The organism is Actinomadura sp. GC306, from assembly GCF_004348665.1.
Lineage (GTDB): Bacteria > Actinomycetota > Actinomycetes > Streptosporangiales > Streptosporangiaceae > Spirillospora.
The window spans coordinates 1-10,259 of the sequence record NZ_SMKM01000239.1 but is presented as its reverse complement, the minus strand read 5'-3'; the positions used below and the strand labels follow the sequence as shown (position 1 = coordinate 10,259).

Sequence of the window (10,259 nt, the reverse complement as noted above, 5' to 3'; positions counted from 1 at the left end):
GTCCAGGTTTCTCCGTCCCAGTAGCGTTCGCGGCCCATCCACTCTGGATCTGGGTACCACCCAGGTGGTGTGCTCACCGGAACCCTCCCGTCAGGATCGGTTCACAGGTTTGCGCACGCCACGACACAGCGTCAACGGGACGGTCACAGCTTCGGGGTGAATGGTCTCCGATGCCGGGGATCGTCCGGCTCGACCAGGCCGCGGAGGGCCGTCTCGACGAGTTCGACCGCCTGCAGGAGGGAGACGAGGCGGGCGCCTTCGCGGCGGTACGTCTCCAGGACGGATTCCACCCCGTGCGGCGGGACGACGTCCCCGAGGTCTACGCGGGCGGTGCGGAAACCCTCGCGGGCCGCCTCCACGGACGCGGCGGCGTGCTGGCGCGCCATCCGGGCGAGGGCGATGGGGTAGCGGCGCAGCACGCCGTACCGCCGGTACTCGGGCGGGACGAGTTCGAGCAGCCAGGTCACGGCGGTGTCCTCGAAGCGCTCGGTGCCCGGTGGGTGCACCTGCGCGGGCCAGCCGGGCGGGACGTAGGTGCTCACGCGGTCAGGATAACCCGACTTCGAACTTATGTTCGATAAAAATCGGACACGTTATTCCGGCGGCGGGGTCCGGCGGATGCGGATCCGGCCCGAGTCGAGGTCGTCGCGCGTCTTGCCGGAGCCGGTCTGCTCGTGGTCGTCCTGGCGCAGGATCTTCTGCCGCTCCTGCTCCTCGACCTTGACCTTCTTCGACCCCTCGAAGGCGGACGCGAGGTCCTCGAACATGCCGCCGCCGAACCCGGCGCCGGTCTCGCCGTCCCCGCGGATGGCCCCCATCAGGGACGACTTGCCCGTCCCGTCGCGGGGCCATTCGACGATCTCCTGCTCGGCCGGCTCCGGGCGGTTGCCCATGGCGCGGCCCTTGACGCGCTTGCGGCGGCGAAAGGGTGACTTCACACACTCTCCAACGCGATGGGTGGCCGGATTGATCCCGGCGGCGGCTCAGGTCGTGAAGGACCACCGGGTGGGAGAACCGGTGAAGTCCCCCTGGCGGAGCCCGAACGCCTGCTGCGGCCGTACCGCGACCGTCGCGTTGACCTCGGGGTCCAGGAAGTCCACACGATATCTGGTCGCGTACTTGGAGTTGACGAGGTCGATGAACCGCTGCAGGTCCTTCTGCTCGGTGAGCACCTCGGCGACCCCCTCGATGACGACCGGGTTCTCGGCCTCCTCGGTGGTGACCACGACCCGCGGGTTCGCCCGCAGGTTCACCATCTTGCGGGACGGGACGCTGCTGCTGAACAGCAGCGCCTCACCGGACCATGCGCCCCACACCGGCATGGCGTGCGGCCGTCCGTCCGGCCGGACCGTGCAGAGCCAGAAGTTGCGGGCCGCCCGCAGCCGCTCCACGGCCCAGGACCACGGCAGCAGGCCGCTCCCCTCCTCCGGGCCGACGATGCCGTAGCCCGGCATGTACGGCCGTTCGGCGGCCGGCTCCAAGGGATCGGTCGACTGGGTGGGCTCCGGTTCCGCCGCGGCGCCGGAAGCCGACATGGCGTTCTCCCCTCTTTCGGTTCTGTCCCTGTCTGGTTGTCCCGCGGCCTATCGTTTCAGACCTCCGGGCCCCGCGGTGACGCTCGGTGGCTCGTTGGGAGCGGCTCGGCGCGGTAGCCTGCGGGACGTGCGCCTATCCGATGTCATCACGGCCCTGGAGGAGCTCTATCCGCCCGCGTGGGCGGAGTCCTGGGACGCCGTCGGCCTCGTCTGCGGGGACCCCGACCAGGAGGTCCGGCGGGTGCTGTTCGCGGTCGACCCGGTGGCCGCCGTGATCGACGAGGCGCTGGAGTGGGGGGCCGACCTGGTGGTCACGCACCATCCGCTGCTGCTGCGCGGGGTGCACTCGGTCGCGGCGACGACGCCGAAGGGGCGGCTCGTCCACCGGATGATCCGGAACGGGGTGGCGCTGCACACCGCGCACACCAACGCGGACCGGGCCGATCCCGGCGTGTCCGACGCATTGGCGCGGGCGGTCGGCCTCACCGGCGAGCTGCGTCCGATGGTCCCCGCCGACGACGATCCCCGCCGCGGCCTCGGCCGGATCGGGGAGCTGGCCGAACCCGTCACGCTGCGGGAGTTCACCGGGCGGGTGGCGGCCGGGCTGCCGGCCACCGCCTGGGGGGTGCGGGCCGCGGGCGACCCGGACCGCACCGTCCGCACCGTCGCCGTGTGCGGGGGCGCCGGCGACTCCCTGCTCGGCACCGCGGCCGCCGCCGGTGTCGACGTCTACCTCACCGCCGACCTGCGGCACCACCCCGCCTCCGAGTTCGCCGAGCAGGGCGGCCCGGCCCTCGTGGACGCCGCGCACTGGGCGACCGAGTGGCCCTGGCTCGCCGACGCCGAGCGGCGGCTCGCGGCGGCCTCCCCGGAAGCGGGCAAGTTGGAGACCCGGGTGTCCGCGCTCGTCACCGACGCGTGGCGCCTCCACGACGAAGGAGCACATTGAAAGCCGCACCGCAAGCCCAGCTCCGCCTGCTCGACCTGCAGGAGCTCGACGCCTCGCTGGACCGGCTGGCCCACCGCCGGCGCACGCTGCCCGAGCTGGCGGAGATCGAGCGGCTGGAGGGACGCCTCACCGAACTGCGCGACGCGATCGTGGCGGCCGAGACGGAGGCCGGCGACCTGCAGCGGGAGCAGCGGAAGGCCGAGCAGGACGTCGAGCAGGTCCGCGCGCGGGCCGACCGCGACCAGAAGCGGCTCGACTCCGGGCAGGTCGCCTCGGCCAAGGACCTCAGCAACCTCCAGGCGGAGATCGGGTCGCTGCAGCGCCGCCAGTCCGACCTGGAGGAGGTCGTCCTGGAGATCATGGAGCGGTCGGAGGAGGCGGAGGGCCGGGTGTCCGCGCTGCGCGCCGACCAGGCCGCCGCGCAGGACGAGCTCGCCGCGCTGGTCGAGCGCCGCGACGCCGCCCGGCGGGAGCTCGACGACGAGGCCGGGACGACCAGCACCGCGCGCACGGCCGTCGCCAAGGACATCCCCGAGGACCTGCTGGCCCTCTACGAGAAGCTGCGCGGCCAGTTCGGCGGCGTCGGCGCCGCCAAGCTGTTCCGCGGCGCCTGCCAGGGCTGCCACCTGGCGCTCAACACGGTGGACCTGAACAGCATCCGGACCGCCGCCGAGGACGAGGTCGTCCGCTGCGAGGAGTGCCGCCGCATCCTGATCCGGACGCCCGAGTCGGGCCTGTGAGCGCCGGCCGGAAGCTGGTCGTCGAGGCGGACGGGGGATCGCGCGGCAACCCCGGCCCGGCCGGGTACGGGGCGCTCGTCCGCGACGCGCTGACCGGGGAGGTCCTGGCCGAGGTCGCCGAGGCGATCGGGGACGCGACCAACAACGTGGCGGAGTACCGGGGCCTGATCGCCGGGCTGGGCGCCGCGTCCGAGATCGACGCGGCCGCCCGCGTCGAGGTCCGGATGGACTCCAAGCTCGTCGTGGAGCAGATGTCCGGGCGCTGGAAGATCAAGCACCCGGACATGATCCCGCTGGCGCTGCGGGCCCGTGAGCTGGCCGAAGCCCTCGGGTCGGTCTCCTACACCTGGATTCCGCGGAACCGCAACGCGCACGCCGACCGCCTCGCCAACGAGGCCATGGACGCCGCGGCCCGCGGCGAGGAGTGGGTCCGCAAGGTCGACGAGGCGCCGGGGGAGCCGGAGCCGCCCCCGGTGCGGCCCTCGTCGGCCACGCCGCTGACCACGGTCCTGCTCCGGCACGGTGAGACGCCGCTGTCGGTCGAGAAGCGCTTCGCGGGGACGAGCGACGTCCCGCTCACCGCGGACGGCCTCGCCCAGGCCCGCGCCGCGGCCCTCGCCCTCAAGGACCGCGGGCTGGACGCGATCGTCACCTCGCCGCTGGCACGCTGCCGCGACACCGCCGCCGAGGTCGCCGCCGTCACCGGGCTCGACGTCCGCGTCGAGGACGGTTTCCGCGAGGCCGACTTCGGCGAGTGGGAGGGGCTCACGTTCGCCGAGGCCGGCAAGGGCTGGCCGGCCGAGCTCAAGGCGTGGCTGGCCGACCCGAAGGTCGCACCGCCCGGCGGGGAGAGCTTCGCGCAGGTCTCCCGCCGCGTCCGCACCGCCCTGGACAAGCTGAAGGTCCGCCACCGGGAGCAGACCGTCCTGGTCGTATCGCACGTCACGCCGATCAAGATGCTGGTGAAGGACGCCTTGGGTGCGCCCATGCCGGCCCTGTACCGGATGCATCTGGACGTGGCGGCGCTGTCGTCCATCGACTGGTACGCCGACGGTCCCGCGACCCTGCGCTCCTTCAACGACGTCCACCACCTTCCGGCCTGACCGGAACCGGTCTTCCGTAACGGCTCCTCGCGTGCTTACCTTCCACTGAAGGGCACCGTGACCTGGGGAGGAACCGTGACGACGAAGATCCTGCTGGACGAGTCGAGGCTCCCGAGCCGCTGGTACAACGTCGTCCCGGACCTGCCCGCGCCGCCGCCCCCGCCGCTGCATCCGGAGACGCGCGAACCGGTCGGCCCGGACGACCTCGCGCCGTTGTTCCCGATGGACCTCATCGCCCAGGAGGTCTCGGGCGAGCGCTACATCGACATCCCCGAGGAGGTCCGCGAGGTCTACCGGCTCTGGCGCCCCACACCCCTCATCCGGGCCCACCGCCTCGAACAGGCGCTCGGGACGCCCGCCCGCATCTACGTCAAGTACGAGGGCGTGTCCCCGGTCGGCTCCCACAAGCCGAACACGGCCGTCCCGCAGGCGTACTACAACGCGCGCCAGGGCATCAGGCGCCTGACCACGGAGACGGGCGCCGGCCAGTGGGGGAGCGCCCTCGCGTTCGCGTGCGCGCAGTTCGCCCTCGAATGCGAGATCTGGATGGTCCGGGCGTCCTACGACCAGAAGCCGTACCGCCGCTCGATGATGGAGCTGTTCGGGGCGCAGGTGCACGCCAGCCCGTCCCGGCTGACCGCGTCCGGCGCGAAGATCCTCGCGGCCGACCCCGAGTCGCCGGGCTCCCTCGGCATCGCCATCAGCGAGGCCGTCGAGTCGGCGTCCCCGGACGACACCCGGTACGCCCTGGGCAGCGTCCTGAACCACGTGCTCCTCCACCAGACGGTGATCGGCGAGGAGGCCCTCGAACAGCTCGCGCTCGTCGGCGACACCCCCGACCTGATCGTCGGCTGCACCGGCGGCGGCTCCAACTTCGCGGGCCTGTTCTTCCCGTTCCTCCGCGAGAAGCTGCAGGGCCGGATGAACCCGGCGATCCGGGCGGTGGAACCGGAGGCGTGCCCGTCCTTCACCCGCGGCCGCTACGCCTACGACTTCGGCGACACCGCCGGCTTCACGCCCCTCCTCAAGATGCACACGCTGGGGCACGACTTCGTTCCCGACCCCATCCACGCGGGCGGCCTCCGCTACCACGGCATGGCCCCGCTGCTCTCCCACATGTACGACCTGGGCGTCTTCGACGCCGAGGCCAAGGCCCAGCGCGAGTGCTTCGAGGCGGGAATCCTCTTCGCCCGCACGGAAGGCATCGTCCCGGCCCCCGAACCTACCCACGCCCTGGCCGCCGCCATCGCCGAGGCCCGCCACTGCGCCGAGACGGGCGAACCCAAGGTCATCCTCACCGCCCTCTGCGGCCACGGCCACCTGGACATGGCCGCCTACGACCGCTACCTGTCCGGCGAGATGAAAGACCACCCCCTCCCCCAATCCCGCCTGGACGAGGCCCTCACGACCCTCCCGTGAGGTCCATGGCGGGTGCGTGAGCGCCTCGCGCACCCGCTAGCCTTGGAGGCGGCGGACGAGCCGGCCGGACGGCCGCGTCGGGGAGCGATCCCCGTCGAGGAAAGTCCGGGCTCCACAGGGCAGGGTGGTCGGTAACGCCGACCCGGGGTGACCCGCGGGAAAGTGCCACAGAAAGCAGACCGCCACCGGTCCGCCGGTGGTAAGGGTGAAACGGTGAGGTAAGAGCTCACCAGCGCCCACGGTGACGTGGGCGGCTCGGTAAACCCCACCCGGAGCAAGGTCAAGAAGGGGCCCCGCAAGAGGCCCCGCGCAGGTGTCCGAGGGCGGCCCGCCCGAGCCTGCGGGTAGACCGCTGGAGGCCGCCGGCAACGGCGGCCCGAGATGGATGGCCGTCACCCGCCGTCCCGCAAGGGCCGGCAGGCACAAAACCCGGCTTACAGGCCGACTCGTCCGCCCCCATGCCGTCTGGCTCTCCCCGTGGTTGGGGGAGGGGCGTGCAACTCACAGGGTTCGGGTCATACGACACAGTGAGGTCGAAACGGGGCGCTTACCGTCAACGGTGAGAGCTGATCGCCTTGATCGGTGACGGCGGCGGGGCCGAGGTGCTGGGCCCCGTGGAAAGGAGCCTCGATGTTCATCATCATGTTCGTGGCCCTCGTCCTCGCGGGCGGACTGGCCGGCCTGGTCTACCTGTGGGACTTCTCGCGCGCCAGCCGGTACGACTCGCTGTTCCTGCCCGCGTGCGACCGGCGGGCGCGGCGGGCGCGGCGGGTGACGGGGATGTACGTGCGGGACTACACGCGCCACGACGATCTCGTGAGCCGCTGATCGCGGACCCGGCCTGAGGGCACACCGGCGCGCGGGCCGTCCTTGCGGGGGGACGGCCCGCGCTTGCGCGTCAGGTCACGGTGCGGGCCTGCGGGGCGTCGTCCGGGACGGGCATGAAGGCGCCCGTGGCCCGGTCGAGGATCTCGACGTTCGCGGACTGCAGGTCGAGGTAGAGGCCGACGAGCTCGATCTCGCCGGACTCGACGCGCGCGCGCAGCCACGGGTAGGTGAGCAGGTTGTCGAGCTGCTGCATCACGTTGATCTTGCAGAGCCGGGTGAGGGGCGGCTCGTCCGCGCCGGCCGGGTCGGTGGCGAGGAAGCGGGCGAGGCTGTGGTTGCCGTGCTTGAGCCACCGCGACAGCCCGGTGAGGTGCTCGACCTCGGCGCCGCCGGCGAGGAGCGCGGCCATCGCACCGCAGTTGGAGTGGCCGCAGACGGTGATCGTCCGGATGTCGAGGACGTTCGTCGCGTACTCGACGGTCGCCGCCACGGAGTCGTCGCGGGTGCGGGAGCCGTACCGCGGGATGAGCGCGCCCACGTTCCTGTTGATGAACAGGTCACCGGGTCCGCTGGCGGTGATGATGTTCGGGACGATGCGCGAGTCCACGCAGGTGATGAACAGATGCTGGGGCTTCTGCTCCATCGCCAGCTCGGCCATGATCGGCCGGACCAGCCGGGCGGTGCGGCCGTGGTACTCGCGGACGCCGTCCAGCAGCACGGCCGCGGGGGACACCTCGGGCGCGTCGAGTTCCTCCTCGGAACGCCGTCGACGATTTGCCCACGGTGCCCACCAGCGGGCAGAAGGGGGCGATTTGCGCGGCGAGGACATGTCACCTGTCACAGCTCTTTCATACCAAGCCTCGTGGACCTCGTCGATGTCGACCCTCCCCCCTTGGCGTTCGTGGGCGAGCCGCCACTGGTGGATGGCGTCGAACGCGGCGTGGTCCATGAAGTCGACGTTCAGGTCGAGATCGACGCTGGCGCCCTGCGGAACGTCCTGCAGGAAGCGCGTCACCTTGGGGACGCCGAGGAAGGTCAGCGTGCCCTCCACGACCACGTGGGTGCGGATCGGGACCGGGCCGTCCTCGGGTTCGGGGACGAGGTGCTCCGCGCGGACCGACAGCCGGGTCAGCCGCCGCAGCGCCAGCACCCCCATGACCGCGATCCCCGCCAGGACGCCCTCACCGAGCCCGAGGACGACGACGCCGACCAGGGTGGTGAAGTAGGCGGGCGCCTCGCGGTGGTGGCGCAGGTCGCGGATGCGGGCGATGTCGATGAGCCGGACGCCCAGCACCACCAGCAGCGCCGCGAGCGCCGGGAGCGGCACCTGCTCGATGGCCGGGCCGCACGAGAGGGCGAGGACCAGCACCCACACGCCGTGCAGGACGGTCGACGTCCGGGACCGGGCGCCGGCCTCCATGTTCGCGGTGCTGCGGACGATCACGCCCGCGATCGGCAGCCCGCCGAGGAACCCCGACACCGCGTTGCCCGCGCCCTGCCCGAGGAGGTCGCGGTCGAGGTCGGCGCGCGGCACCCCGGCGGGCCGCCGCCGGTCGACGGCGACGCTGCACAGCAGCGACTCGACGGCCGCGACGAGCGCGATGGAGACGACGGCGCCGGCGATGCCCGCCGGCGGGCCCTCCGGCAGGACGGGAGCGTCCCAGCCCCCGAACAGGGAGTCGGGGAGCTCGACGCGCCGGGCGTCCCAGCCGAGCGACCAGGCGGTCAGGGTGGCGAGGGCGATCGCGGGGAGGGGGCCGGGGACCAGCCGCAGCGGGCCGGTCTTCGGCAGCCGCGACCAGAGCAGCAGCACCAGGACGGTGAGCGCGCCGAGCAGGGCCGGATGGGTGTGCGGGGAGGCCAACTGGCCGGGGAGCTCGCTCAGGTTGGCCAGCGCCGACTGCTGCGGGCTGCCGCCGAGCAGGACGTGGACCTGCGCCAGGACGAGGACGACGCCGACGCCCGCGAGCATCCCGTGCACGACGGCGGGGGAGACGGCGAGAGCGGTCCGGGCGACCTTGCTGGCGCCGAGGGCGATCTGCAGCAGCCCGCCGAGGAGGGTGATGGTGCAGGTGGCGCGCCAGCCGTAGGTCTGCACCAGCTCGGCGACGATCACGGTGAGCCCGGCCGCGGGGCCGCTCACCTGCAGCGGCGACCCGCCGATCAGGCCCGCGACGACGCCGCCCACGACGGCGGCGATCAGCCCGGCCGCGACGGGCGCGCCCGAGGCGACCGCGATGCCGAGCGACAGCGGGATCGCGACGAGGAACACGACGAACGACGCGAGGACGTCCCGCTGCAGAGTGGATACGTTGAGTGGCTTTGAAGTCACTCAACGTATATAACCAGGATTAGAGCCGCTTTAGCGAGGCCATCTGCGAGAAGGCCGGTGCGCGCCGTCCCGCCGGGGGTTCGAAGGGGCGCGGACGCGAAAGAGGGCCGCCGGGAGTCGGCGGCCCTCTTTCGCGGTCGGATGGCCGGATGCGGCCACTCCGGATGCCTAGCGGCGGTAGTTCTCCCAGTCGTCGGCCGGCTGGCGGGAGCCGTACGGGGCGTTGTCGTTCGGCTGGCCGCCCTGCGGGTACCCGCCCTGCTGCTGCGAGCCGCCGTAGTAGCCGCCGCCCCCGCCGTACGCCTGGGTGGCGTTCGGGTCCTGGTAGCCGCCCTGGGCGTTCGGGTCGTGCGGCGCGGCGAGCGGGTCGGCGCCGCCGTTGTAGCTGCTGCCGCTGAAGTCGCCGTAGACGCCGGAGCCGCCGGAACCGCCCTCGCCGCCGAACCCGCCGAAGGACTCACGGCCGCCGCCGCTGAGCGGGTCGTCGTAGCGCGGGGAGTCGCCGTAGGCGGGCGCCGTCGGGTAGCCGTCGCTCTGCTGGCCCTGCCCGTACCCGGGCTGGGCGCCGGAGCCGAGCGCCGGGTCGTAGCCGCCGCCCTGCCCGCCGGAGGGCCCGCCGGACGCCCACGGGCCGGTGTTCCCGGTGCCGCCGGAGCCGCCGGTCGTCCCGAACGAGCCGGTGCTGAGCGGGTCGCACGAGCGGGGGTCGCCGCCGCGCGGGCCCGGGTCGGCCGGCATGTCGTAGCCGCCCGGCCGGCCGCCCAGCGGGTCGGAGCCGTACTCGCCGTAGGACGGCTCGGGGGAGCCGTACGGGGCCTGCTCGGGGTACCCCTGGTCCTGCCCGTGGCCGTACTGGTCCTGGCCGCCGTAGGACGGGTCACCGGGCCCGTAGTCGGCCGCGCCGTACGCGGGCTGGGGCTCCTGGCCGCCGTAGACCTGCTGGTCGGGGGCGCCGGGGCCGCCGTAGGGCGGCTGCCCGCCGTGCATGCCCGGACCGCCGGACGTGCCGGGCCCGGCGAGGTCGGCGGGGATCGGGTCGAGCGCCGTCGAGCCGGGGTCGTGCCCGGCGAACGGGGAGCCGCCCGGGAAACCGCCCGGCGCGGGCATCTGCTGGGGGCCGGTTCCGCCGCCCTGCGCGCCCATGCCGGTGAGCCCGGCGGCGTCGACGCCCGACGGGACGGGCTGGGTCAGGCTCGGCTGGGTCAGGCCGGGCTGCTCGGGCGGCGGCTGGTCGGCGGCGGCCTGTGCGTTCAGCGGGTCGGCGGCGAGGCCGGCGTCGGGGCGCTCGTCGTCGTGGTCGTGCTGCCACGGGAACCTGGGCTTGTCGAAGGTGATCGTCGCCCAGTAGTCGTC

Annotated in this window: 9 protein-coding genes, 1 other RNA gene and 1 pseudogene; 6 read left to right on the top strand and 5 right to left on the bottom strand. The window is 73.2% G+C overall.

What is annotated here, in order from left to right:
- Nucleotides 1-143 precede the first annotated feature (143 nt).
- Genes E1200_RS26080 through E1200_RS26070 form a run of 3 tightly spaced genes read right to left on the bottom strand, consistent with a single transcriptional unit; the run spans nt 144 to nt 1,535 of the window.
- On the bottom strand, nt 144-542 hold the full coding sequence (locus E1200_RS26080) for a hypothetical protein (RefSeq protein ID WP_131954716.1): 399 nt from the start codon (nt 540-542) through the stop codon (nt 144-146).
- Between the two features lie 51 nt (nt 543-593).
- Nucleotides 594-938, bottom strand: coding sequence for a DUF6191 domain-containing protein (locus E1200_RS26075; RefSeq protein WP_131954715.1), 345 nt, complete (start codon nt 936-938; stop codon nt 594-596).
- Between the two features lie 45 nt (nt 939-983).
- The gene (locus tag E1200_RS26070) at nt 984-1,535 is read right to left on the bottom strand and encodes a pyridoxamine 5'-phosphate oxidase family protein (protein ID WP_131954714.1); all 552 of its coding nucleotides are present in this window, start codon (nt 1,533-1,535) and stop codon (nt 984-986) included.
- 127 nt (nt 1,536-1,662) lie between these two features.
- Here E1200_RS26070 and E1200_RS26065 point away from each other — a divergent pair, with 127 nt between their 5' ends.
- From E1200_RS26065 to E1200_RS26040, 6 genes are all read left to right on the top strand, one after another.
- A complete protein-coding gene (locus tag E1200_RS26065; RefSeq protein WP_131954713.1) occupies nt 1,663-2,484 on the top strand; it encodes a Nif3-like dinuclear metal center hexameric protein in 822 nt (273 codons plus the stop codon).
- On the top strand, nt 2,481-3,224 hold the full coding sequence (locus tag E1200_RS26060) for a C4-type zinc ribbon domain-containing protein (RefSeq protein ID WP_131954712.1): 744 nt from the start codon (nt 2,481-2,483) through the stop codon (nt 3,222-3,224). Before E1200_RS26065 ends, E1200_RS26060 begins: the two co-directional genes overlap by 4 nt.
- A complete protein-coding gene (locus E1200_RS26055; protein WP_131954711.1) occupies nt 3,221-4,327 on the top strand; it encodes a bifunctional RNase H/acid phosphatase in 1,107 nt (368 codons plus the stop codon). Before E1200_RS26060 ends, E1200_RS26055 begins: the two co-directional genes overlap by 4 nt.
- Before the next feature lie 75 nt (nt 4,328-4,402).
- On the top strand, nt 4,403-5,746 hold the full coding sequence (locus E1200_RS26050) for a TrpB-like pyridoxal phosphate-dependent enzyme (RefSeq protein ID WP_131954710.1): 1,344 nt from the start codon (nt 4,403-4,405) through the stop codon (nt 5,744-5,746).
- Nucleotides 5,747-5,802: 56 nt separating this feature from the next.
- Nucleotides 5,803-6,199, top strand: an RNA gene (gene rnpB, locus E1200_RS26045) — RNase P RNA component class A.
- 177 nt (nt 6,200-6,376) lie between these two features.
- Entirely contained in the window at nt 6,377-6,574 is a 198-nt protein-coding gene (locus E1200_RS26040; protein WP_131954709.1) for a hypothetical protein, read from the top strand.
- 70 nt (nt 6,575-6,644) lie between these two features.
- Here the strand turns inward: E1200_RS26040 and E1200_RS26035 are convergent, their stop codons facing one another.
- Nucleotides 6,645-8,906, bottom strand: coding sequence for a bifunctional SulP family inorganic anion transporter/carbonic anhydrase (locus E1200_RS26035; protein ID WP_131954708.1), 2,262 nt, complete (start codon nt 8,904-8,906; stop codon nt 6,645-6,647).
- A gap of 168 nt (nt 8,907-9,074) precedes the next feature.
- Nucleotides 9,075-10,259: pseudogene (locus E1200_RS33960) on the bottom strand (hypothetical protein); the annotation flags it as partial.

What these genes read in the sequence shown, in the direction of transcription:
- E1200_RS26070 (WP_131954714.1), bottom strand. Translation starts at nt 1,535, where the DNA reads ATGTCGGCTTCCGGCGCCGCGGCGGAACCGGAGCCCACCCAGTCGACC.
- E1200_RS26040 (WP_131954709.1), top strand. Translation starts at nt 6,377, where the DNA reads ATGTTCATCATCATGTTCGTGGCCCTCGTCCTCGCGGGCGGACTGGCC.